Below are 23,730 nucleotides of genomic sequence, written 5' to 3' on the forward strand. Positions count from 1 at the left end.
CATATTACGCTTTCCCGCCTCAGAGTCAAGCGATTATTTTCGCTTTTCTCCGTGAGGTTCTTACCGAACCCCGCTGACCCGGCGGCTTGTTTGCCGTTGTTCCGTGTCAGTGGTGGCGCATTATAGGGAGTTCTTCGCCGCTGACAAGCATAAATCTTAAAAAATTTTCCGTTCGCTTACTTTTCGAGCTTTGCGTTTATTAAAGCCGCGAATTGCGGGTTAATTGCGCAATTTCCCGGGCGAAGCTGGCCACTTGCGACCAGTCGGTATAAACCACTTCTTTACGGGTATCTGTTTCGCCGCCGGTCATCTTCATAATAAGACGGATCATAAAGCGATCGTACCAGCGATAACGCGGATAGCGCAGCGCACCCGCAAAGACGGCACAGGCAGCTGGCTTCCAGGGTGAGTTCAGTAAAAACTTACGCGTATAGCTATTAGTCTGCGGCGTGCGCTTTTCCGCTTTGCGCGCCACCAGGTTTACAGAGTAGAACGCGCCCGGCAGGCTATTCAGCGTTGCCGTATGCTTTTTCACAAAGCGATCCACCGCCGGGTGGAAATGGCCGTAACGAATCGAAGCACCGATCACCACGCGGTCATACTCCTGCCACGCAATCTCTTCAGTGCGGTTCAGATTGATGACATCCGCATAGATACCCTGCTCTTTTAACTCCGAGGCCAGAAAGGCGGCAATTTCCCGCGTTTGCCCGTCGCGCGTTGAAAATAGAATTAATGTTTTCACAAACGGCTCCCTTATTCGCGCCAGAATGTTGGTGTAAAGAGGACCAACAGCGTAAAGACCTCAAGGCGTCCGAACAGCATATTGGCAATCAGGATCCACTTCGCGGTCGGATTCATGCTGGCAAAGTTATCAGCGACCACGCCAAGCCCGGGTCCCAGGTTATTCAGTGTGGCGACAACGGAGGCAAACGCCGAGAAGTCATCCACGCCCGTCGCGATAATCGCCAGCATGCTGACGATAAAGACCAGGGCATAAGCAGAGAAGAAGCCCCACACCGCCTCCAGAATACGCTCCGGCAACGCGCGGTTACCCAATTTGATGCTGTAAACCGCATTCGGGTGCACCAGACGTTTAAGCTCGCGGTTCCCCTGTTTAAACAGCAGCAGGATACGGATCACCTTCAGGCCACCGCCCGTCGAACCGGCACAGCCGCCGATAAAGGCCGAACAGAGCAGCAGTACGGGCAGAAAAAGCGGCCAGCGCGCAATACTGTCGGTGGTGAAGCCTGCCGTCGTCGCCATCGACACCACCTGGAAGAACGCCTGATTAAGGGTAGTGACCGCTGAGTCATAGACATCGTGTAGCCACAGCACCAGGGTACAGATAGCTACCAGCGTCAACTGCACGCCAATAAACATACGAAATTCCGGGTCGCGCCAGTATACCTTCAGGCTACGGCCACTTAATAAAGAGAAGTGCAGGCCATAGTTACAACCGGAGATGAGCAGGAAGATAGCAATAATGGTGTTGATCGTCGGGCTGTCAAAGTAGCCCACGCTGGCGTCATGGGTAGAGAACCCGCCAATAGCAATAGTGGCAAAGCTATGGCCGATAGCATCAAAGGCTGGCATTCCGGCGAACCACAGTGCCAGCGCGCAGGCTACCGTCAGCAGCACATAGATAAGCCATAAGGTTTTGGCGGTTTCGGCAATACGCGGGCGCATCTTGTTATCCTTCAGCGGTCCCGGCATTTCGGCACGGTAGAGCTGCATCCCGCCGACGCCCAGTATCGGCAAGATAGCTACGGCTAAAACGATGATCCCCATACCGCCGAACCACTGCAGCATCTGCCGATAAAAGAGAATGGCATGGGGTAATGAATCCAGCCCCACCAGCGTGGTCGCTCCGGTGGTGGTCAGCCCCGAAAAGGACTCAAAGAACGCATCGGTGATCGTCAGGTTGGGCTGTTCCGAAAAGATGAAGGGTAATGCCCCCACGCTGCCCAGTACGGTCCAGAACAGCACCACGATAAGGAAGCCTTCCCGGGATTTAAGTTCTCCTTTCTGCCGGCGGTTAGGCCACCACAGCAGAGAGCCAATCATCAGCGCGACAAAAAAGGTCTGCGTAAAGGCGCGACCCGCACCATCCCGATAAATAAGCGCCACCAGGCCAGGGAGAATCATCGTCCCGGAAAAGAGTATGACCAGCAATCCAACGATTCGGGTTATGGCGCGAAAATGCATCTCTGCCGCTTCCTTAGGTATTCAATAAGTAAGGTGGGGATTATTCTTCAATCGGCCGTAATTGCAACGAACCACGACTAAAATCAGCCAGTTTTGCTGAGAATGCCGGAAGCGACGCCTGGGGTAGCGCCACCCGCAATTGCACCGTCGCCTGGTAATCACTGTGCACGATCAGGCCCTGATACTGCTTCAGCAACGCTTCGATGCCGGATAACTGGGCGTAATCGCACAATAAAGTATATTCGGTAAGTGGCGTTTTGCGGATAGTCGTCAGATGATTAAGCGCCTGCTGGACGCCGCCACCATAGGCCTTGACCAGCCCGCCCGTTCCCAATAAGACGCCGCCGTAGTATCGCACCACGACGGCGGTGATTTCACCAACACCGCTGCCCATAAGCTGGGAGAGCATCGGTTTGCCCGCCGTGCCCGCCGGTTCACCATCATCCGAGAAGCCGAGCTTTTGCGAGTCGTCAGGCGGCCCGGCTACCCATGCCACACAGTGATGGCGGGCATCAGGATGTTCCTCGCGTACCGACTCCACAAACGCTTTTGCCGCCTCCACGCCATCGGTATGGGCCAACAGCGTGATGAAACGGCTTTTTTTGATCTCTTCCGTAAAGGTGACCGGCGCTGCCGGTATGAGCCAGCTTTCCATTACGCCAGCTTCAGGTCTCGCGTCATGTTTTCCGTGCCGTTTTCGTGGATCACCACGTTATCTTCGATACGGATCCCGCCAAACGGCTTCAGCGCTTCAATTTTCTGCCAGTTGAAGTGCTTGCTGAACTGCCCTTCACGCCACGGCGCCAGCAGCGACTCAATAAAATAGATGCCCGGCTCGATGGTCAGCACCATGCGCGGCTGCAGGATGCGCGTGCAGCGCAGGTACGGATACTTAGACGGCGCCGCCAGATGCGTACCGGTGTCATCCTGCATAAAGCCAGCGGTATCGTGCACCTGCAGACCCAGCGGATGACCGATACCGTGCGGCATGAATGGCCCGGTCAGGTCATTTTCCACCATCGCCTCTTCGCTCATATCGCTGACGATCTGATGCTTGCGCAGCAGCTTCGCAATACGCTGATGGAACTGGATGTGGTAATCCACGTAGCTCACGCCAGCCTTCATGGTGGCAATCAGGGCAAGCTGCTCATCGTTCACGTCTTTGATCAGCTGAGCGAACTCGGTGTCGCTGTTCCCGGCCCAGGTGCGGGTCAGGTCAGCGGCATAGCCGTTATATTCCGCACCGGCATCCAGCAGGAAACTGCGCATTTCAGAGGGCGCGCGGTGATCGAGTTTGGTGTAGTGCAGCACCGCAGCGTGCTCGTTCAGCGCCACGATATTGCTATAAGGAACGTCGGTATCACGATGTCCGGTCGCCGTCAGGTAGGCCTGATTGATATCGAACTCGCTCATGCCGGACAGGAAGGCTTCATGCGCCGCACGATGGCCGTTAACTGCGGTTTTTTGCGCTTCACGCATGCACGCCAGTTCATAGTCGGTCTTATAAGAGCGGTAATAGTGCAGATAGTCGATAACGCCTTTCGGGTTCACGTTTTCTGCTGTGATATCCAGCGCGAGGGCGCGTTCAGGCACCGGGCCAATATAGGCAATGTTGCCGCGTGCCGCAGGTAGCTGACTGCCAATGCCGTCCGCTTTCGGCAGGGCAATAACTTCCACTTCGTCCGTCCAGAAGGAGGTCGGCAGCGGTTCAACGTTGTGCCAGTAATCTACCGGCAGGTAGAACCACAGTTTCGGCTTGTTCACGCCATCCACCAGCAACCAGCAATTGGGAACCTGGGTTACCGGCACCCAGGCTTTAAATTGCGGATTCACCTTGAAGGGATACGCATGATCGTCAAGAAAGACATTGAACAGTTCGCCAGAATGGATGAGTAGCGCATCCAGCTTGAAGCGAGCCAGTACGTCGCGGGTACGTTCCTGTAACGTAACAATATGATTTTTGTAGAGCGCGGCCAGTGAGTCCATCATTATTCCTTTCGTTTTGACCTCAAGTCTCCGCATCTTAGCACACCTCAGAAAGGCTGCGTGATCTTCGCCGAGCGTGATCAAACCTACAATTATTTAATGTCTAATTTGCATTTCATTAACACAAAACCCACACTCCGATTCATCTGGTATGACCAGATCCAATTGCTGGATTCAGGAGACTGACATGCTCTACAAAGGCGACACCCTGTACGTAGACTGGCTGGAAGGTGGCATTGCCGAACTGGTATTTGACGCCCCCGGCTCAGTGAATAAGCTGGACACCGCAACCGTGGCCAGCCTTGGCCATGCTCTGGACGTTCTTGAAAAACAATCCGATTTGAAAGGTCTGCTGCTGCGTTCCGAAAAAGCGGCATTTATCGTCGGCGCAGACATCACCGAATTCCTCTCTCTGTTCCTGGTGCCCCAGGAGCAGCTGAGCCAGTGGCTGCATTTCGCCAACAGCGTCTTTAACCGCCTGGAAGATCTGCCCGTCCCGACGATTTCAGCAGTCAATGGCTATGCGCTGGGCGGCGGCTGCGAATGTGTGCTGGCGACCGATTACCGTCTGGCTACCCAGGATCTGCGCATCGGCCTGCCGGAAACGAAGCTGGGCATTATGCCGGGCTTTGGCGGCTCGGTCCGTCTGCCGCGTCTGCTGGGTGCCGATAGCGCTCTGGAGATCATCGCTGCAGGTAAAGATGTAGGTGCCGAGCAGGCGTTAAAGCTTGGACTGGTTGATGGCGTCGTTAAGCCTGAAAAACTGCATGAAGGGGCTGTAGCTATTCTGCGCCAGGCAATTAATGGCGATCTCGACTGGAAAGCGAAACGCCAGCCAAAACTGGAGCCGCTGCACTTAAGTAAAATTGAAGCCACCATGAGCTTCACCATTGCTAAAGGCATGGTGATGCAGACGGCCGGTAAACACTATCCGGCGCCCATCACCGCGGTGAAAACCATTGAAGCCGCTGCAAAACTGGGTCGTGACGAAGCACTGAAATTAGAAAACCAAAGTTTCGTCCCCCTGGCTCATACCAGCGAAGCCCGTGCCCTGGTGGGTATTTTCCTTAACGATCAGTTCGTAAAGGGCAAAGCGAAACAGCTGACCAAAAATGTTGAGACGCCAAAGCAGGCTGCGGTGCTGGGCGCAGGTATTATGGGCGGCGGCATTGCCTATCAGTCGGCCTGGAAAGGCGTGCCGGTCGTCATGAAAGATATCAACGATAAATCACTGACCCTGGGCATGACCGAAGCGGCCAAGCTACTGAATAAACAGCTGGAACGCGGCAAGATCGATGGACTGAAGCTCTCCGGCGTCATCTCCACTATTCACCCTACGCTGGAATACACCGGTTTCGACCGCGTGGATGTGGTCGTCGAAGCGGTGGTTGAAAACCCGAAAGTGAAAAAAGCGGTGCTGGCAGAAACCGAAGACAAGGTTCGCCCGGATACCGTGCTGGCGTCCAACACCTCGACTATCCCCATCAGCGAACTGGCCAGCGTTCTGAAGCGTCCGGAAAACTTCTGCGGCATGCACTTCTTTAACCCGGTGCACCGTATGCCGCTGGTTGAAGTGATCCGCGGAGAGAAAACCTCTGACGAAACCCTCGCCAAAGTGGTGGCCTGGGCCAGCAAAATGGGCAAAACCCCGATTGTGGTTAACGACTGCCCGGGCTTCTTCGTCAACCGCGTGCTGTTCCCGTACTTTGCCGGTTTCAGCCAGCTGCTGCGTGATGGGGCTGACTTCCGCAAGATTGACAAAGTGATGGAAAAACAGTTTGGCTGGCCGATGGGCCCCGCTTATCTGCTGGACGTTGTCGGCATCGATACCGCCCATCACGCCCAGGCGGTGATGGCGGCAGGTTTCCCGGAGCGGATGCAGAAAGATTATCGTGATGCCATTGACGCGCTTTTCGACGCGAATCGCTACGGCCAGAAAAACGGCCTCGGCTTCTGGGGTTATAAAGAAGACAGCAAGGGCAAACCGAAGAAAGAGGAAGACACCACCGTGGATAGCCTGCTGGCAGACGTCAGCAACGCGAAGCGCGATTTCAGCGACGAAGAGATCGTTGCCCGCATGATGATCCCGATGGTCAACGAAGTGGTGCGCTGTCTCGAAGAGGGCATTATCGCCAGCCCGGCGGAAGCCGATATGGCGCTGGTGTACGGTCTGGGCTTCCCTCCGTTCCATGGCGGCGCGTTCCGCTGGCTGGATACGCTCGGCAGCGCCCGCTATCTGGACATGACGCAGCAGTACGAGCATCTCGGCCCGCTGTATCACGCGCCGGAAGGGCTGCGCACCAAAGCGCGCAATAACGAAGCGTACTATCCCCCGGTTGAGCCTGCCCGTCCGGTTGGCGCACTGAAAACGGCATAAGGAGTCACAATGGAACAGGTTGTCATTGTCGATGCAATTCGCACCCCGATGGGCCGTTCGAAGGGCGGCGCATTTCGTAACGTGCGCGCGGAAGATCTCTCCGCGCATCTGATGCGTAGCCTGCTGGCGCGCAACCCGGCGCTGGAAGCCACAGCGCTTGACGATATCTACTGGGGCTGCGTGCAGCAGACTCTGGAGCAGGGTTTTAACATCGCCCGTAACGCCGCGCTGCTGGCGGAAATCCCGCAATCAGTACCGGCTGTTACCGTCAACCGCCTGTGCGGTTCGTCGATGCAGGCCCTGCACGATGCGGCACGCATGATCATGACCGGCGATGCGCAGGTGTGCATGATTGGCGGCGTAGAACACATGGGTCACGTGCCGATGAGCCACGGCGTCGATTTTCATCCCGGCATGAGCCGTACCGTGGCAAAGGCCGCGGGCATGATGGGGCTGACGGCAGAAATGCTTTCCCGCCTGCACGGTATCAGTCGTGAAATGCAGGACAGCTTTGCTGCCCGTTCGCACGCCCGCGCCTGGGCCGCGACGCAGTCTGGCGCCTTCAAAAATGAAATTGTCCCAACCGGCGGCCACGACGCCGATGGCGTGCTGAAGCAGTTCTACTTCGACGAAGTGATCCGCCCGGAAACCACCGTCGAAGCGCTCTCCACGTTAAAACCGGCGTTTGATCCGGTGACCGGCACCGTGACGGCGGGCAGCTCTTCCGCCCTGTCCGATGGCGCTTCCGCCATGCTGGTGATGAGTGAAAGCCGCGCTCGCGAGCTGGGCCTGACGCCACGCGCCCGTATCCGCTCAATGGCGGTGGTAGGCTGCGATCCGTCGATTATGGGTTACGGCCCTGTGCCAGCCTCAAAGCTGGCACTGAAAAAAGCCGGGCTCACCACCAGCGACATCGACGTATTCGAAATGAACGAAGCCTTTGCCGCGCAGATCCTGCCGTGCATTAAGGATCTGGGGTTGATGGATCAGATCGACGAGAAGATTAACCTCAACGGCGGCGCCATTGCGCTGGGTCACCCGCTGGGCTGTTCCGGGGCACGTATCAGCACCACGTTGATTAACCTGATGGAACGCAAAGATGCCCAGTTTGGTCTGGCGACCATGTGTATCGGCCTGGGTCAGGGGATCGCAACGGTGTTTGAGAGGGTGTAATCGAAGAATATTCCCCTAAATCATTCGCGTTGCCTCGCGGCGGCAACTGCGCGAATCCCCGGGAGCATAGTTAACTATGTGACCGGGGTGAGCAAAGGCAGCCAAAAGAGGCAGCGTGAATGATGACGGGGAAAGGTTTAGTTGCCGTTTTCCCGCCTGTCAGGGGCGGGTTTTTTTCGCCTCAAATAAACGCAAACGCATCGCCGAACAGACGATCTTCACGCGCGCCACGTTCATTGCAGAACAGGTCCCGGGCAATTTTCGCCATTTCGAAACGACCGGCAATATAGATATCGTGGTTTACCAGGGTGCCATGATCCTGCAGTACCGCCGTTAACACGGTGCCACTGCGGCCACGCCAGCCCTCTTCCGGCTGCTCCACCACTGGCTCAACGCGCAGGTTGGGATGGGTCACGCTCAGCGCTTCCAGCTCGGACAGATCGTAGAGGTGCTTCGACTCGCGGCCACCCCAGTAGATGGTAATATCCCGATCCGGGTTACGCTTCAGCGCCGTCAGCAGAATGGAGCGCACATAGGAGAAACCAGTGCCGCCCGCGATCAGGATCAGCGGACGCTCTTCGTCATCACGCAGCCAGGCTTCCCCGTGGGGAATATCAACTTCGATCTCGTTTTCTTTCAGAATGCGATCCATCACCGCCATCGCATACAGGTTGAGTTCTGACGCCCCAATGTGCAGCTCGATAAACTCTTGCTCATCCGGCGTAGAGGCCATTGAGAAAGGGCGCTTATCCCGTTCATCCATCACCACCATTAAATACTGGCCAGCGCGGAAGGAGAACGCCGATTCAGGTACTAAACGGACGCGATATACAGTGTCGGTGATAGCGTCTACCGAGGTCACTTTACAGCTTAAGGTTGTCATTCGCTCTCTCTGTCGGGAAGTCTATAGGGCATAACGGGCGCACTCAGGCGTCTTGTCCGTTATTCATTATGGCCAGTTCATCCCAGATCGCGTCAATTCGCGCTGTCACCTCAGGATCCTTTTTGATCGGTCGCCCCCATTCACGTTGGGTTTCGCCGGGCCATTTATTGGTGGCATCCAGTCCCATTTTTGAGCCAAGACCGGAGACCGGCGAGGCAAAGTCCAGGTAATCAATTGGTGTGTTTTCTACTAATACGGTATCGCGCGCCGGATCCATACGGGTGGTGATAGCCCAGATCACGTCATTCCAGTCACGGGCATTGACGTCATCATCGCAAACGATCACAAACTTGGTATACATAAACTGGCGCAGGAAAGACCATACGCCCATCATCACCCGTTTAGCGTGACCCGCGTACTGCTTCTTAATGGTCACCACCGCCAGGCGATAGGAACACCCTTCTGGCGGCAGATAAAAATCAACAATTTCCGGGAACTGCTTTTGCAAAATAGGCACGAACACTTCGTTGAGCGCCACGCCGAGTACGGCAGGTTCATCTGGCGGACGACCGGTGTAAGTGGAGTGGTAAATCGCATCTTCCCGCTGGGTAATATGCGTCACGGTAAAGACCGGGAAGCTGTCTATTTCATTATAATAGCCAGTGTGATCGCCATACGGCCCTTCCGGAGCCATCTCCCCCGGCTCGATATAGCCTTCGAGGACGATTTCGGCACTGGCGGGCACTTCCAGATCGTTAGAAATGCACTTCACCACTTCGGTTTTGGTGCCGCGCAGTAACCCGGCAAAGGCGTATTCAGAGAGCGTATCTGGCACCGGCGTCACCGCGCCAAGAATGGTGGCCGGATCGGCCCCCAGCGCCACGGAGACCGGGAAACGTTCGCCCGGATGTGCCGCACACCACTCCTGGAAATCAAGCGCGCCGCCGCGGTGCGACAGCCAGCGCATAATGAGTTTGTTTTTACCGATGAGCTGCTGACGATAGATCCCGAGATTCTGGCGCTCTTTGTGCGGACCGCGCGTCACGGTCAGACCCCAGGTGATCAGCGGGGCGGCGTCTTCTGGCCAGCACTGCATGATCGGAATACGCGTCAGATCAACCGCGTCGCCTTCCACAATTTTCTGCTGGCAGGGTGCACCGCGCAGGCGTTTGGTTGGCATGTTCAACACCTGCTTAAACTGTGGCAGCTTATCAAAGAGATCGCGAAAACCTTTTGGCGGCTCAGGCTCTTTCAGAAAAGCCAGCAGCTTACCCACTTCCCGCAACGCGCTGACATCCTCCTGCCCCATCCCCATCGCCACACGTTTTGGTGTGCCGAACAGGTTACACAGCACCGGCATGGTGTAGCCTTTCGGGTTTTCAAACAGGAGTGCCGGCCCACCGGCACGGAGGGTGCGGTCGGCAATCTCTGTCATCTCCAGATAAGGATCAACAGGCAGGGTAATACGTTTGAGTTCGCCCTGCTTTTCCAGCAGTTCCAGGAAGTCGCGTAGATCGTTGTATTTCATGCAGTTAGTCAAGCTCTCTCTGTAAGCGGTTCATTATACGGCGTAAGACTGCGTGATGCTGTATTTTTGTTAAATTAGCGTGAAGATTCACGGCTTCTTCTGCGTACTGCCATTATAATCAGCTTAGCGATCCCGCCAGGGTTTTGATATGCTTGCCGGCATAACAAGCGGAAAAGAGTCATTATGCAGGCCTGGTATTTACTGTATTGCAAGCGCGGACAACTTCAGCGTGCTCAGGAACACCTGGAACGCCAGGCAGTGAATTGCCTGACGCCCGTGATCACGCTGGAAAAAATGGTTCGCGGTAAACGCACAACAGTCAGTGAGCCGCTGTTCCCGAACTATCTGTTTGTGGAATTCGACCCCGAACTGATCCACACCACCACCATCAATGCGACACGCGGCGTCAGCCACTTCGTGCGCTTTGGCATCCATCCAGCCACGGTGCCCTCTTCCGTTATCCATCAGCTCTCGGTCTATAAACAGCCAGAAGGCATTACCGATCCTGATACGCCCTTCTCCGGCGATGATGTCGTAATCACCGAAGGGGCATTCGAGGGGCTGGTGGCAATTTTCGCTGAGCCGGATGGCGAAGCCCGCTCCATGCTGCTGCTGAACTTACTGAATAAAGAAGTGAAGCAGAGCGTCAAAAACACCAGCTTCCGCAAAGTTTAAAATTCGATGCCAAACAGACGACGTACGTTGTCATCCGTCTGCTCAGCCAGCCACTGCGCATTCTCTCCGCGCCAGTGCGCGACCCGTTCAAGGATATGCCCAAGGTAAGCGGGCTCATTACGTCGTGAGGCCGGTTTAGGGCGAAGATCGCGTGGCAGCAGATAAGGGGCATCGGTCTCAATCAGCAGGCGATCGGCAGGAATAACCGGCAGCAGCTCGCGCAGCTCCAGACCACGGCGTTCATCGCACACCCAGCCGGTTATTCCCAGATATAAACCTCTCTCCAGACATGCCAGCGCTTCCTGACGGGAGCCGGTAAAGCAGTGCAGCACCGCGCCGGGCAGTTTATCCAGCCAGGGCTCCAGCAGTGCCATAAAGCGTTCGTGGGCATCGCGGCAGTGCATAAACACGGGCATATCCAGCTCCGCGGCCAGCGCAAGCTGAGCGCTAAAGGCATGTTCCTGCTCCGCGGGGGTAGAAAAATTGCGATTAAAGTCGAGGCCACACTCTCCGATAGCCACCACCTCAGGCGAGGCGGCCAGTGCCCGCAGCTTGCTTGCGCTCTCTGTTGTCCACTGGCTGCTGTCGTGAGGATGCACACCCGCCGTTGACCAGCAGCGGTCGTAACCTTGCGCCAGCTGCTGCGCCTGCTCACTTTCAAGGAGGTTAGTGCCCGTAAGCAGTAAGCCATTTACCCCTGCGGCGAAGGCCCTGGCAACGACTTCATCGCGATCCTGGGTAAACTGCGGGCTGGTCAGGTTCAGACCGATATCAAACATACTGACTCCCATATGACAACCGCCCTGGCGGGCGGTTGGTATTATTCTTCTGACTCTTCCTCGTGATCTTCACGTCGCTTGCCGATATAAAAGCGCGAGAAGAAGACGCCAACTTCAAACAGGCAATACATCGGGATCGCCAGCAGGGTTTGCGAGAAGACATCCGGCGGCGTTAACAGCATACCAACGACAAAGGCGCCCACCAGAATGTATGGCCGCTTTTTACGTAAGTCTTCCGGTGTGGTGATCCCTACCCAGCAGAGCAGCACGATGGCAACCGGTACCTCAAACGCCACGCCGAAGGCCATAAACAGCGCCATGACGAAGCTCAGATAACTGGCGATATCGGTGGAGACCTGTACTCCTACTGGCGCGGTATTTGCCAGGAAACCAAAGGCCAGCGGGAAGACCACGAAGTACGCAAACGCCATACCGATATAGAACAGCAGCGAACTGGAGACCAGCAGAGGGATCACCAGACGACGTTCATGCTTATACAGCGCAGGTGCAATAAAAGCCCACACCTGGTAGAGAATCACCGGTGCGGAGGCAATTAGCGACACCCAGAAGGTCAGCTTAATCGGCGTGAAGAAGGGCGATGCGACGTCGGTCGCAATCATGGTTGCGCCCAGCGGCATCTGCTTAATCAGCGGCGCAGAGACCACCTGATAGATGTCGTTGGCAAAATAGACCAGGCCTAAAAAAATGAGGCAAACCGCAATAATGCAGTTCATCAGGCGCTTACGCAGCTCGATCAGGTGCGTAATCAGCGGTTGAGTTTCATCTACTGCCATGTTTACGATTTATCACTCGACGAGGAGGACGTCTCAGCGGCAGGTGCAGGTTTTTTCTCTGCAGGCGCTGGCGTCGGTTCTTGTTTTTTGATCACCGGCTCTGATGGCGTCTGTTCGGGCGCGCTGGCCTGGTGTTCTGCAGTGGCAGGCGTCACGCCTTCGTGCTGCGCTTCGTTATCTTTAACCAGCGGATTACGAATGGTATTGGCTTCATCACTCGCTTTTTCCGGGTCATTGACGCTGTAGGAGCGCTTCATGGATTCTGCCGCTTCGCGCAGTTCGTCCATCGAGGCTTTAAGTTCCGGCGTCAGGTTATCCATGCTCGCCTTCTCTACTTTTTTCAGGCTGTCCTGAAACTCCTGCAGCTTAAGCTCCTGCGCCAGCTCATTTTGTACCGTCGTCGCAAGCGAACGCAGCGCACGTACCCAGCCTGCAATTGTTTTTACTGCCACCGGTAAACGCTGTGGCCCCAGAACAATAAGGCCAATCACGAATACCAGCAGCAGTTCGCTAAAACCAATATCAAACACGGATTACACCTGCTCGTTATCGTGGCGTTTAGCGTTTTCCTTTTTGACGTCGTCTGGTTTATCGGCGATGGATTTAGCAGTGAAATCCGCATCCTGGCTGGATTTATCCTGCTTTTCTTCATCATCGCGAATCGCTTTCTTGAAGCCTTTGATGGAGGCACCAAGATCGGAACCGATAGAACCGAGCTTTTTGGTACCGAACAGCAGCACGACGATGACGGCAATAATCACCAATTGCCAGATACTGATACCACCCATACATCTTCCTCAGTTGTAGATGATAAATTAATCAGGCCGCATTATACGTTATGCGGCCCTGTGATAGCGATGCAATTCAGCGCGTTTTGCGCCATCCCGCCAGCCAGACCACCACCCCACCGGCCATCAGCCAGGCTGGCATGAGCTCCCAGTCAGGGCGGTTGATCAGCAGCAGCGTGCCGCTTAACAGCAGCGTGGCGCCAATGCCAAACAGATACCGGGACTGGCCCTGACGCACATGGTTGGTTTGCAGCTCGCGAGCGATTTTATCTACACTATGTTGCAAGTTTTTGCTCTGACGCAAACTGTCGTACACCAGTTCCGGCAGTTCGGGCATTTTTTCAATCCAGAAAGGTGCTTTCTCTTTCAGGGAGCGAACCAGCGCAGGCAGCCCAACCTGGTCTTTGATCCATGACTCCAGGAACGGTTTTGCCGTTTTCCATAAGTCTAACTGAGGATAGAGTTGCCTCCCCACCCCTTCAACGTAAAGTAATGTTTTCTGCAGTAAAACTAATTGTGGCTGCACTTCCATATTGAAGCGACGGGCGGTATTGAACAGGTTCAACAGTACATGACCAAACGAGATCTCAGCCAGCGGCTTCTCGAAAATGGGCTCACACACCGTCCGAATGGCGAACTCAAACTCTTCGACGTTGGTATCCGGTGGCACCCAGCCGGAGTCAACGTGCAGTTCTGCCACTTTGCGGTAATCGCGGTTAAAGAAGGCGATAAAGTTTTCGGCCAGATAGCGCTTATCTTCTTTGTTCAGCGAGCCGACAATACCGCAGTCAATGCCGATGTATTGCGGATCTTCGGGATGCTCATAGCTGACAAAGATATTGCCCGGGTGCATGTCGGCATGGAAGAAGCTGTCGCGGAACACCTGGGTGAAGAAGACCTGCACGCCACGTTCGGCTAACAGCTTCATGTTGGTGCCCTGCTTTTCCAGCGTCGCGACGTCTGAGACTGGGATCCCATAGATGCGCTCCATCACCATCATGTCCTGGCTGCAATAGTCTGAGTAAACCTCCGGCACATAGAGCATCGGGCTGTTTTCAAAATTGCGGCGCAGCTGAATGGCGTTTGCCGATTCGCGCAGCAGGTTCAGCTCATCAATTAGCGTTTTTTCGTATTCACGCACCACTTCCATCGGACGCAGGCGACGACCATCAGGCAGCAGACGCGGCACCCAGCGAGCCAGGCGGTAGATGAGCTTCATATCGGCTTTGATGATGGGCAGAATATCCGGGCGGATCACTTTGATGACCACTTCTTTGCCATTCTCTTTCAGCCGTGCGGTATGAACCTGAGCAATAGAGGCGGAGGCCAGCGGTTGAATGTCAAAATCATCGAACCAGGACTCTACCGGGATATCGCCCATCGCTTTTTCGATCTGCTGTTTTGCCAGCCGACCGTCGAACGGGGCGACCTTATCCTGCAACAGGGCCAGCTGATCGGCAATCTGTGGCGGAAAGAGATCGCGGCGGGTTGAGAGCATCTGGCCGAACTTAATCCATACCGGGCCCAGTTCCTGGAGCGCCAGTCGCAGCCGCTCGCCAAGCAGCTTGTCTTTATGACGATTAGGCATCCAGAAAAGCGTTTGCCGCCAGAGGCGCAGCGGCAATGTGATTCGCATTCGAGGGATCAACTCATCGAGCCCGTAGCTCAAAAAGGTGCGGATAATAAAATAGAGGCGCCGAATTTCACCAGGCGTCATTTGCCCTCCAGTTTTTCAAGCCGTTTTGTCAGGGCATCAACCGAACGCTCAACCGCGGCGGTTTCTTCTGCAAACCATGCGGTCTCCAGCGGCCCGGGCGCCATGCGCCACTCTTCTGTCAGCACTTCCGCCGCATAGCGCTGCTGTCGCTGAAATCCTTTTTTCAGAAAAGAGGCACCGCCGCGCAGCACTTTACCAATCCCCTCGGCGGCAATGTCGCCGGTCCAGGGAGCCAGCAGCTCTGCCGGATCGAATTCAGCCAGGTCGGCCAGCGAGACAAAGTTTTGTACCACCTGGATATCGCCTTCGACTTCCAGCTCACCGCTACGGATCAGGGCGGTGAGCTGCTGGCGATCGCGCAACTTAGGCAGCGTACTCATATGGGTGAGGACAGAGCAGTCAGCCTCGCCTTCCCACTCCCCCAGCACGTCAAGCTGGCGCTCGCTGAATACCAGCACCAGCGGCGTCGAAAACTCTTTTACCACCACGCGAAGCACTTTACCGTTCAATCGCTGGCGTGCCGTTTTCAGCGCGGGCGAGCGATAAAGGAAGGTATTGAGTACGTTTTCGACACCGGCTGTGATCAAGGGCTTAAACGGCATTCGCCACCTCCACTCAGAACTTATACCCGCGATGCAGCGCGACAACACCCGCCGTCATGTTGAAGTAATTAACATTGTCAAAGCCTGCATCCTGCATCATGGCTTTTAAGGTGTCCTGGTTTGGGTGCATGCGGATAGATTCGGCCAGATAGCGATAGCTGTCAGCGTCGTTCGCAACCACTTCGCCAATGCGCGGCAGAATGTGGAACGAATAGGCATCGTAGGCTTTGCTCAGCGGCTCAATAATCGGTTTCGAGAACTCCAGCACCAGCAGGCGACCACCCGGTTTCAGTACGCGGTACATGGAACGCAGCGCTTTCTCTTTATCGGTGACGTTACGCAGACCGAACGAGATGGTGATGCAGTCAAAGGTGTTATCCGGGAAAGGCAGCGCCTCGGCGTTGGCCTGAACGTATTCAACGTTGCCAACCACTCCGAGATTGCGCAGTTTTTCACGCCCCATCTTCAGCATTGAGTCGTTGATATCCGCCAGCACTACACGGCCTGTTTCACCCACCAGACGCGAGAATTTTGCGGTAAGGTCGCCGGTACCGCCTGCCAGATCCAGCACGGTTTGCCCACGACGTACGCCGCTACAATCAATAGTGAAGCGTTTCCACAAGCGATGAATGCCGAATGACATCAGGTCATTCATTACATCGTACTTCGCCGCCACGGAATGGAATACGTGGGCCACCATGTCAGCTTTCTGCGCTTTAGCGACAGTCTGAAAGCCAAAGTGCGTTGTGTCTTGTGAATCTTCAACCATCTCAGAGCCTGCTTATCAGTCAAATGTACGAGAAGTGTAACAGATTGGGCGCATTTGCCCTACGATTCAACCACCCCGGGAATAACGCGACAGGGGGTCTGCCGCGGGATGATCTTCCGCTAACCTGTTGTTTGTCTTTTGTACTGCCTCATCACCACGCAGGCGGTACTCTTCATCCTGTGCGGTAGCTTGCTCAACCAAATCCGGATTAATCTCGCGTTTTACCTCGACACCAAGGCTGCGGAACGATTCGGCCTGTGCCAGCAGGTTTCCACGCCCGGACGACAGCTTTTTCATCGCCTGACGATAGTTATCCTGCGCGCGATCGAGGCTCTGCCCAACTGACGACATATCATCAACGAACAGACGCATTTTGTCGTACAGCCGGCTGGCGCGATCGGCGATCTGCTGGGCATTGCGGCTCTGGTGCTCGTATCGCCACAGGTTGGCAATGGTGCGCAGCGCCACCAGCAGCGTAGTTGGACTCACCAGCATAATGTTATTTTTCAGCGCTTCGGAGATCAGCTCCGGCTGGCGGTCCAGCGCCAGTAAAAAGGCTGGCTCCACCGGGATAAACATCAGCACATAGTCAAGCGAACGCAGGCCGGGTAACTGCTGATAATCTTTACGTCCCAGCAGGCGAATATGGTTACGCACCGAGGCGATATGCTCCTGCAATGCTGCCTCACGAGTGTAGTCGTCCTCCGCATTGAAGTAGCGTTCATAGGCCACCAGCGTCATTTTCGCGTCGATGACCACGTCTTTCTCCTGCGGCAGGCGGACAATGACGTCGGGCTGCATTCGCGCGCGGGACTCTGTTTCAATACTGACCTGGGTCTGATACTCATGCCCTTCACGCAAGCCGGAGGCCTCCAGGACGCGCGTCAGTACCACTTCGCCCCAGTTGCCCTGGGTTTTATTGTCGCCTTTCAACGCCCTGGTGAGGTTAATGGCCTCCTGGGCCATCTGAGCATTCAGCTGCTGGAGATTGCGAATTTCATGAGCCAGCGTGTGCCGCTCCCGCGCCTCCTGGCCAAAGCTGTCCTGCACCTGGCGACGAAAGCCGTCCAGCTGTTCGCGCAGCGGCGTCAGCAGACCGTTCAGGCTCTGGCGGTTTTGTTCATCGACGCGTCGATTGCTCTGTTCAAAGATGCGGTTCGCCAGATTTTCGAACTGTTCACTCAGGCGCTGCTCGCTGTTGATCATCTGACGGATTTTGTCTTCTGCATGCAGCTGGGTTGATTCCAGCCGGGTGGTGACTTCGCGCAGATCGGCTTCGAGAGAGGTGTTGATATCCCGCAGGTTACGCAGTTCGTTGTTGAGCAGCTCACACTCGTCGCGCCAGTGGCCGCTTTGTGTCGCCTGTTGTTTCAACGCGCTTAAATCGGCCACCATCTCCTCACGCTCGGCAAGCTGATCGGCTTTTTGCTGCGCATGCTGATAGCTGGCGATCAACCAGCCCACGCCGATGCTGACCAGCGCGATAACGGCATAAAAAAGGATGGAGATATCCACGACGCCCCCCTGCATCCAGGTGTAATCCGCACAAAATAGAATTGTGCTGTATAAACGTCCAGTTTGAAAAGAGTTTTCTGCGAAGGGCTACGCAAAGAAAAAGGCCGAACAGGTCGGCCTTTGTCGAGATAATAGCAAAATTACAGCAGACGGCGGGCCGCTTCTACGACGATTTTCACCGCGTGGCTTTCGGTCTGCTTCATGGTCTCTGCGTTCGGGATCTCTTGCTGAGTACGGTTAACAATCACACCCGCGACCATACCGGCACGCAGACCCTGGCTTGCGCACATGGTCAACAGCGTGGCGGATTCCATTTCGTAGTTCATCACGCCCATGGACTGCCACTCTTCCATCGAGCCTTTAAAACGGCTTACCACGCGGCCGGAGAAGGTGTCATAACGCTCCTGGCCTGGGTAGAAGGTATCAGACGAGGCGGTAACGCCAACGTGGGTGGTTGCGCCAACGGATTTCGCCGCTTCCACCAGCGCGGTGGTGCATTCGAAATCGGCCACCGCCGGGAACTCCATCGGCGCAAAGTGCAGGCTCGCGCCATCGAGACGAACAGACGCCGTGGTGACCAGCACGTCGCCAACGTTGATATGCGGCTGGATCGCACCGGTAGTACCGATACGCAGGAAAGTACGGATGCCCAGCTGCGCCAGCTCTTCAACGGCGATTGAGGTAGAAGGCCCACCAATACCGGTGGAACAAACGATCACCGGTTTTCCGTCCAGCTCTGCGCGCCAGGTCGTGAATTCACGATGAGATGCCAGCTTGACCGGCTTCTCCATCAGCGCGGCGATCTTTTCCACACGCTCTGGATCGCCAGGGACGATAGCGAGCTGGGCCCCTTGTAAATCATTCTTGGTGAGGCCGAGATGAAAAACATCAGACTTAGACATAAAAAACTCCTCTGTGGGTCAGTTTGTCAGCAGAAGCAAAACGGTACTTTACCGAAGCAAACAGCTTAATTTCGTGACAGATATCACCGTGAATGAAATTGATTGCAGTTAATTACCATGAAAAAGTGACTAACATCACATTAACAAGTTATATCGTTCACGGTTGCACAAAAGATAGCCTGTTTCGGGCACTGTGGATTGATAACCTGCGGACTATATTTACCTTTGCGCTAATTGGTACGGAGAATGCCATGACTGGAAAAACTGGATTTGCACCTGCTGCTGATCGACAAGCTTCAACCGTTGTCACTACCCCCGACGACAAGATTTCCGCCGGAGAGACCTCCATTCCGACCCAGGGCGACAATATGCCCGCGTTCCATGCCCGGCCAAAAAATGTGGAAGGGCCCTTGCCGATCGTCATTGTGATTCAGGAAATTTTCGGCGTGCATGAACATATTCGCGATCTCTGCCGCCGCCTGGCGCTGGAAGGGTATCTGGCAGTGGCGCCTGAGCTCTATTTCCGCCAGGGCGATCCGAACGAGTACAGCGACATCCCCACCCTGTTCAGCAACCTGGTGAGCAAAGTGCCGGACGCGCAGGTACTGGCGGATCTCGATCACGTCGCTAACTGGGCGGCGCGCAATGGCGGCGATCCCCATCGTCTGCTGGCCACCGGCTTCTGCTGGGGCGGGCGAATCAGCTGGCTCTATGCCGCCCACAATCCGCAGTTGAAGGCCGCCGTGGCGTGGTATGGCAAGCTGGTCGGTGAGAAAACCCTGAATTCACCGAAGCATCCGGTGGATATTGCCACCGATTTGAACGCGCCTGTACTCGGACTCTATGGCGCCGAAGACACCGGCATCCCGCTGGATACCGTCGAGACCATGCGCCATGCCCTGCGGGCGGCGAATGCAACGGCGGAGATTGTGGTCTATCCGGGCGCCGGACATGCGTTTAATGCCGATTACCGTCCGAGCTATCACGCGGAGTCTGCCAAAGATGGCTGGCAGCGGATGCTGGCGTGGTTTGCGCGGTATGACATCAAAAAATAATACCTTTACGCCCGGCAAGACTGCCGGGCGTACAATCCATGGTTATTAATCCTGGCAATATAAACCTGTATTTATATATTCTACAGAAAGGATTACTATTTAAATATCGATCGTCTCCCTGATTTTGTGAGCCATCATAAAATAAAAACGCTTTAGGAAATTAACCATACAGTTATGCTTTTTTCTCCTGTATGTGAGGCGTACGCTGGCATTCATATTAATTGCCAAACAAGAGATTACAGGATGGCTATACCGGTCTATCTTTGGTTAACAGTCTACGCAGGAAATCAGGTTAAAGGCTCCGTTGATATCCGAGGAAGAGAAGGAAGCATTGAGATTATAGAGTTTATGCATTCTGTCGATCTGCCAACGGATAACCTTACAGGTAAAATCACTGGCAAACGTATCCATGGTGACTTTGCTTTAATTAAAGAAATTGATAGTTCGTCACCTTACCTTTATCAAAGCGTATCTGCTGGTAAAAAATTTAAGCAAGCAGAGCTTAAATTCTTTCATATAAATCATAAAGGTCAGGAAGAGGAATATTTCCGTGTCACAATGGAAAATGTCAGGGTTAATGGAATAGAACCGCTAATGTTCGATATTAAAAACCCCACCTTTGAAAGGCACAATCATCTTGAAGCTTTTTATTTAGCTTACGAGATAATCACATGGTACTATCTGGATGGGAATATTAGTCATACAGACAGATGGGGTGCTGAGCAGGAGGCTGTAGTATGACGTGGGTTTATAAAGTAAGTTCGCACTCTTTTTATCTGGATGGCACTTATCAGTTTGATGGTCAGTATGCAGGAAGACCTGGGTTTAAAAACGACTCGGCAAATGAATGCGTAAAAAACAAAGGCCCGTTACCAAGAGGAACATATACAACAGGACCCGCCTTCTATCACCCTAAAACCAAAGCATGGACGATGAGATTAAAACCTTATGCCGGTAATGACATGTGTGGTCGGGGTGGCTTTATGATACCTGGTGAAAGTTCATTACATCCGGGAGAGGCTTCCGATGGCTGTATCATTCTGAACATATCCAGTCGTAAAATCATTGCCGCAAGCAGTGATAAAATACGGGTTGTGGAGGATTAAATACTTAATATAAAATCCCTCTACCTGTTAATTATGTATCCTTTTCTTGCGCACGCGCATAATAATGGATGTGCTATTGTCGGTGCGTCAATGGAGACCAGCTTATTCAATGCCATTTCGCGAGACTTACAAATCGATACGTCGACTATTCAGCGAAACAAAACAACCATTAAAATTATTGACCTTTCTCCTGTATCAAAACTGTACGCGCAATCATTAGCAAAAATCGATTATGAAATGGCTGTAGCACAGGGTAAAGCGACAATACCCGAGGGGGCTTACCTGGACAGTTATTATGAAAATAACACTCAATCCCTGACAGCAAAATACACATACATCAACAAAGAGAAAAAGGAAGATATATTCATTGCTTCTGGCCTTATAAATGACGATGAATGCTCAGTCAGGTTTAATGGTTATATGGTAATAGCAAGAGAGTTTTAATTATTCAGGAAGGCCGGGCAAGCGTCAGCGCTGCCCGGCAATCGCGGGTCGGGTTAACCCTGGCGCAGGTTCTGCGCGGCTTTCACCATGTTCGCCAGCGCGCTTCGGGTCTCCGGCCAGCCGCGGGTTTTCAGGCCGCAGTCCGGGTTCACCCACAGGCGCTCTGCCGGGATACGCCGGGCCGCTTTCTGCAGCAGGTTTTCAATCCACTCCACGCTCGGCACGTTCGGAGAGTGGATGTCGTATACGCCCGGCCCGATTTCGTTCGGGTAGTCGAACTCTTCAAACGACTCCAGCAGCTCCATATCGGAACGTGAGGTTTCGATGGTAATCACGTCCGCATCCAGCGCGGCGATGGCGTCCATGATGTCGTTGAACTCGCAGTAACACATATGGGTGTGGATCTGGGTATCATCCTTCGCCACCGCCGCGTTAATGCGGAAGGCTTCCACGCCCCACGCCAGATATGCATCCCAGTCGCTGCGCTTAAGCGGCAGGCCTTCACGCAGCGCGGGCTCGTCAATCTGGATGATACCAATGCCCGCGGCTTCCAGATCCGCCACTTCGTCACGCAGCGCCAGCGCGATCTGCTTCGCAATGGTCTCACGGGTCACATCTTCACGCGGGAAAGACCAGCAGAGGATGGTCACCGGCCCGGTCAGCATGCCTTTCACCGGCTTGTCGGTCAGGGACTGCGCGTACTTCGCCCACTCGACGGTGATCGCTTCCGGACGGCTGACGTCACCGATCACCACCGGCGGTTTCACGCAGCGGGAGCCGTAGCTCTGCACCCAGCCGTTCTGAGTAAAGACGAAACCATCCAGATGTTCACCGAAGTACTCCACCATGTCGTTACGCTCGGCTTCGCCGTGCACCAGCACGTCCAGTCCTAAGCGCTCCTGCTCCACAATCGCCTGTTTGATGTGCTCTGCGATGCCGGTGCGGTAGTTGCTGGCGTCCAGGTTACCTTTTTTAAAGTCCAGACGCAGGCCGCGGATCTCGGTAGTCTGCGGGAAGGAGCCGATAGTGGTGGTCGGCCATGCCGGCAGCTTAAAGCGCGCACGCTGGGCTTCAGCACGTACTTCATAGGCATTTTGACGCTGGCTGTCCTTAGCAGTAATGGCGGCCAGACGTTTTTCTACCGCCGCATTGTGCACGCGCGCCGAGTGACGACGGGCCTGAATCGGGGCGCTCCACTCTGTAATCGCCGTGGTGTCGCCGCTGTTCAGCGCATCGCGCAGCAGGGCCAGCTCTTCGCATTTTTGCAGGGCGAAGGCAAACCAGCTCTTCACCTCGGCATCCAAACGGGTCTCGACGCTCAGATCGATCGGGCTGTGCAGCAGGGAGCAGGATGAGGCCACCCACAGGTCACGTTTGCCGACAATGTCTTTAATCTGGGCATATTTTTCTGTCAGATCGGCGCGCCAGACGTTACGGCCGTTCACCAGACCGGCAGAGAGCAGCCAGTCGGACGGCAGGCGGGCGTGCAGTTCCGCCACGTCATCTTTACCATGTACCAGATCCACATGCAGGCCCTGCACCGGCAGCGCGGTTATAGCGTCGAGATTTGGCGTTACCCCTTCAAAATAGGTGGTGAGCAGTAGCTTAACCTGACCTGCGAGCGCATCGTAAGCCGGTTTGAAGGTATCCAGCCACGCCTGCGGCAGCTCCAGCACCAGCGCGGGTTCGTCGATCTGCACCCACTCTACGCCGCGTTGTGCCAGCTCGCCCAGCACCTGCTGGTATACCGGCAGGATGTCATTCAGCAGGCTCAGGCGATCGAACTGTTCGCCCTTCACTTTACCCAGCCACAGATAGGTTACCGGCCCCAGCAGGACGGGTTTCACCTTGTGGCCCAGGGCCAGCGCTTCGTCCACTTCATCCAGCAGCTGGGTCCAGGTCAGGCTGAACTGCTGACTTTTAACGAACTCCGGCACCATGTAGTGGTAGTTAGTGTTAAACCATTTGGTCATTTCCGCTGCCGCCGCGGGTTCACCGGTTGGCGCGCGGCCACGGCCAATGCGGAACAGGGTGTCGATATCCACCGATCCATCTTTGTTCTGATGACGAGCCGGCACGTTGCCAAGCAGCAGGCTGGTCGTCAGAACATGGTCGTACCAGGCAAAATCGCCCACCGGCAGCAGATCCACGCCTGCCTGTTTCTGTTGCGCCCAGTGACGCGCGCGCAGCTCGCGGCCTGTGGCCAGCAGCTCTTCACGGGTGGTGTTGCCTGCCCAGTAGCTCTCTTGTGCTTTTTTCAGTTCGCGGCGCAGGCCAACGCGAGGGAAACCGAGGGTATGGTTGATGATTGTCATGATATGCCCCTTGTGGAATTTTCAGGATTTAGACGTCCAGATGTTTACACCGCTATATTTCGCAAGTACTGTATATTCCTCAAGCGCAAATTGTTCATGGCGAAGTGAAGGACATTC

23 protein-coding genes are annotated in these 23,730 nt (G+C 54.9%); 7 read left to right on the plus strand and 16 right to left on the minus strand.

Features of this window, described 5'->3' with window-relative positions; translation table 11 throughout:
• Positions 1 to 199: 199 nt before the first annotated feature.
• The 4 genes from hemG to pepQ are packed head-to-tail and all read right to left on the minus strand — an operon-like array spanning position 200 to position 4,191.
• Complete coding sequence (gene hemG, locus MXM41_RS21360) at positions 200 to 742, minus strand: menaquinone-dependent protoporphyrinogen IX dehydrogenase (RefSeq protein WP_325934260.1); 543 nt, start codon at positions 740 to 742, stop codon at positions 200 to 202.
• Positions 743 to 753: 11 nt separating this feature from the next.
• Positions 754 to 2,205, minus strand: a complete 1,452-nt coding sequence (gene trkH / locus MXM41_RS21365; RefSeq protein WP_325934262.1) for a Trk system potassium transporter TrkH — start codon at positions 2,203 to 2,205, stop codon at positions 754 to 756.
• 40 nt (positions 2,206 to 2,245) lie between these two features.
• Positions 2,246 to 2,860 carry an IMPACT family protein gene (locus MXM41_RS21370; protein ID WP_325934263.1) on the minus strand — a complete coding sequence of 205 codons (615 nt, stop codon included), beginning with the start codon at positions 2,858 to 2,860 and terminating at the stop codon, positions 2,246 to 2,248.
• Entirely contained in the window at positions 2,860 to 4,191 is a 1,332-nt protein-coding gene (gene pepQ / locus MXM41_RS21375) for a Xaa-Pro dipeptidase (RefSeq protein ID WP_325934358.1), read from the minus strand. The genes MXM41_RS21370 and pepQ overlap by 1 nt, the downstream gene beginning before the upstream one ends.
• Before the next feature lie 187 nt (positions 4,192 to 4,378).
• Here pepQ and fadB point away from each other — a divergent pair, with 187 nt between their 5' ends.
• Complete coding sequence (fadB, locus tag MXM41_RS21380; RefSeq protein WP_325934265.1) at positions 4,379 to 6,568, plus strand: fatty acid oxidation complex subunit alpha FadB; 2,190 nt, start codon at positions 4,379 to 4,381, stop codon at positions 6,566 to 6,568.
• Positions 6,569 to 6,577: 9 nt separating this feature from the next.
• Positions 6,578 to 7,741 (plus strand): acetyl-CoA C-acyltransferase FadA, encoded by a 1,164-nt coding sequence (gene fadA, locus MXM41_RS21385; RefSeq protein ID WP_325934268.1) that lies wholly within the window; start codon positions 6,578 to 6,580, stop codon positions 7,739 to 7,741.
• 181 nt (positions 7,742 to 7,922) lie between these two features.
• Here fadA and fre read toward each other — a convergent pair whose 3' ends face one another.
• Entirely contained in the window at positions 7,923 to 8,624 is a 702-nt protein-coding gene (fre, locus tag MXM41_RS21390) for an NAD(P)H-flavin reductase (protein WP_325934270.1), read from the minus strand.
• Between the two features lie 43 nt (positions 8,625 to 8,667).
• A complete protein-coding gene (gene ubiD / locus MXM41_RS21395; protein ID WP_325934271.1) occupies positions 8,668 to 10,152 on the minus strand; it encodes a 4-hydroxy-3-polyprenylbenzoate decarboxylase in 1,485 nt (494 codons plus the stop codon).
• 183 nt (positions 10,153 to 10,335) lie between these two features.
• On the opposite strand from ubiD, the gene rfaH reads away from it, so the two are divergent.
• Entirely contained in the window at positions 10,336 to 10,827 is a 492-nt protein-coding gene (gene rfaH, locus MXM41_RS21400) for a transcription/translation regulatory transformer protein RfaH (protein WP_325934272.1), read from the plus strand.
• Here rfaH and tatD read toward each other — a convergent pair.
• The 9 genes from tatD to udp form a co-directional block, all read right to left on the minus strand.
• Positions 10,824 to 11,606, minus strand: a complete 783-nt coding sequence (gene tatD / locus MXM41_RS21405) for a 3'-5' ssDNA/RNA exonuclease TatD (protein WP_325934274.1) — start codon at positions 11,604 to 11,606, stop codon at positions 10,824 to 10,826. The genes rfaH and tatD overlap by 4 nt on opposite strands.
• A gap of 41 nt (positions 11,607 to 11,647) precedes the next feature.
• Positions 11,648 to 12,400, minus strand: a complete 753-nt coding sequence (tatC, locus tag MXM41_RS21410) for a Sec-independent protein translocase subunit TatC (protein ID WP_325934275.1) — start codon at positions 12,398 to 12,400, stop codon at positions 11,648 to 11,650.
• A gap of 2 nt (positions 12,401 to 12,402) precedes the next feature.
• On the minus strand, positions 12,403 to 12,930 hold the full coding sequence (gene tatB, locus MXM41_RS21415; RefSeq protein WP_325934277.1) for a Sec-independent protein translocase protein TatB: 528 nt from the start codon (positions 12,928 to 12,930) through the stop codon (positions 12,403 to 12,405).
• A 3-nt stretch (positions 12,931 to 12,933) separates the two neighbouring features.
• Entirely contained in the window at positions 12,934 to 13,188 is a 255-nt protein-coding gene (gene tatA / locus MXM41_RS21420; protein ID WP_325934278.1) for a Sec-independent protein translocase subunit TatA, read from the minus strand.
• Positions 13,189 to 13,264: 76 nt separating this feature from the next.
• Positions 13,265 to 14,905 carry a ubiquinone biosynthesis regulatory protein kinase UbiB gene (ubiB, locus tag MXM41_RS21425; protein WP_325934279.1) on the minus strand — a complete coding sequence of 547 codons (1,641 nt, stop codon included), beginning with the start codon at positions 14,903 to 14,905 and terminating at the stop codon, positions 13,265 to 13,267.
• Complete coding sequence (ubiJ, locus tag MXM41_RS21430) at positions 14,902 to 15,507, minus strand: ubiquinone biosynthesis protein UbiJ (RefSeq protein ID WP_325934280.1); 606 nt, start codon at positions 15,505 to 15,507, stop codon at positions 14,902 to 14,904. Before ubiJ ends, ubiB begins: the two co-directional genes overlap by 4 nt.
• A gap of 13 nt (positions 15,508 to 15,520) precedes the next feature.
• Complete coding sequence (gene ubiE / locus MXM41_RS21435) at positions 15,521 to 16,276, minus strand: bifunctional demethylmenaquinone methyltransferase/2-methoxy-6-polyprenyl-1,4-benzoquinol methylase UbiE (protein WP_325934281.1); 756 nt, start codon at positions 16,274 to 16,276, stop codon at positions 15,521 to 15,523.
• 66 nt (positions 16,277 to 16,342) lie between these two features.
• Positions 16,343 to 17,791, minus strand: coding sequence for a DNA recombination protein RmuC (gene rmuC, locus MXM41_RS21440; protein WP_325934282.1), 1,449 nt, complete (start codon positions 17,789 to 17,791; stop codon positions 16,343 to 16,345).
• 140 nt (positions 17,792 to 17,931) lie between these two features.
• Complete coding sequence (gene udp / locus MXM41_RS21445) at positions 17,932 to 18,693, minus strand: uridine phosphorylase (protein ID WP_325934283.1); 762 nt, start codon at positions 18,691 to 18,693, stop codon at positions 17,932 to 17,934.
• A gap of 251 nt (positions 18,694 to 18,944) precedes the next feature.
• On the opposite strand from udp, the gene MXM41_RS21450 reads away from it, so the two are divergent.
• The 4 genes from MXM41_RS21450 (at position 18,945) to MXM41_RS21465 (ending at position 21,298) form a co-directional block, all read left to right on the plus strand.
• Positions 18,945 to 19,748 (plus strand): dienelactone hydrolase family protein, encoded by an 804-nt coding sequence (locus MXM41_RS21450; protein WP_325934284.1) that lies wholly within the window; start codon positions 18,945 to 18,947, stop codon positions 19,746 to 19,748.
• 243 nt (positions 19,749 to 19,991) lie between these two features.
• Complete coding sequence (locus tag MXM41_RS21455) at positions 19,992 to 20,489, plus strand: Hcp family type VI secretion system effector (protein WP_325934285.1); 498 nt, start codon at positions 19,992 to 19,994, stop codon at positions 20,487 to 20,489.
• On the plus strand, positions 20,486 to 20,854 hold the full coding sequence (locus MXM41_RS21460) for a tlde1 domain-containing protein (protein ID WP_325934286.1): 369 nt from the start codon (positions 20,486 to 20,488) through the stop codon (positions 20,852 to 20,854). The genes MXM41_RS21455 and MXM41_RS21460 overlap by 4 nt, the downstream gene beginning before the upstream one ends.
• A 33-nt stretch (positions 20,855 to 20,887) precedes the next feature.
• Complete coding sequence (locus MXM41_RS21465; RefSeq protein WP_418936804.1) at positions 20,888 to 21,298, plus strand: Shiga toxin A subunit; 411 nt, start codon at positions 20,888 to 20,890, stop codon at positions 21,296 to 21,298.
• 53 nt (positions 21,299 to 21,351) lie between these two features.
• Here the strand turns inward: MXM41_RS21465 and metE are convergent, their stop codons facing one another.
• Complete coding sequence (metE, locus tag MXM41_RS21470; protein ID WP_325934290.1) at positions 21,352 to 23,613, minus strand: 5-methyltetrahydropteroyltriglutamate--homocysteine S-methyltransferase; 2,262 nt, start codon at positions 23,611 to 23,613, stop codon at positions 21,352 to 21,354.
• Between the last annotated feature and the right edge of the window lie 117 nt (positions 23,614 to 23,730).

It is taken from the genome of Leclercia adecarboxylata (assembly GCF_035787115.1).
GTDB lineage: Bacteria > Pseudomonadota > Gammaproteobacteria > Enterobacterales > Enterobacteriaceae > Enterobacter > Enterobacter adecarboxylatus_E.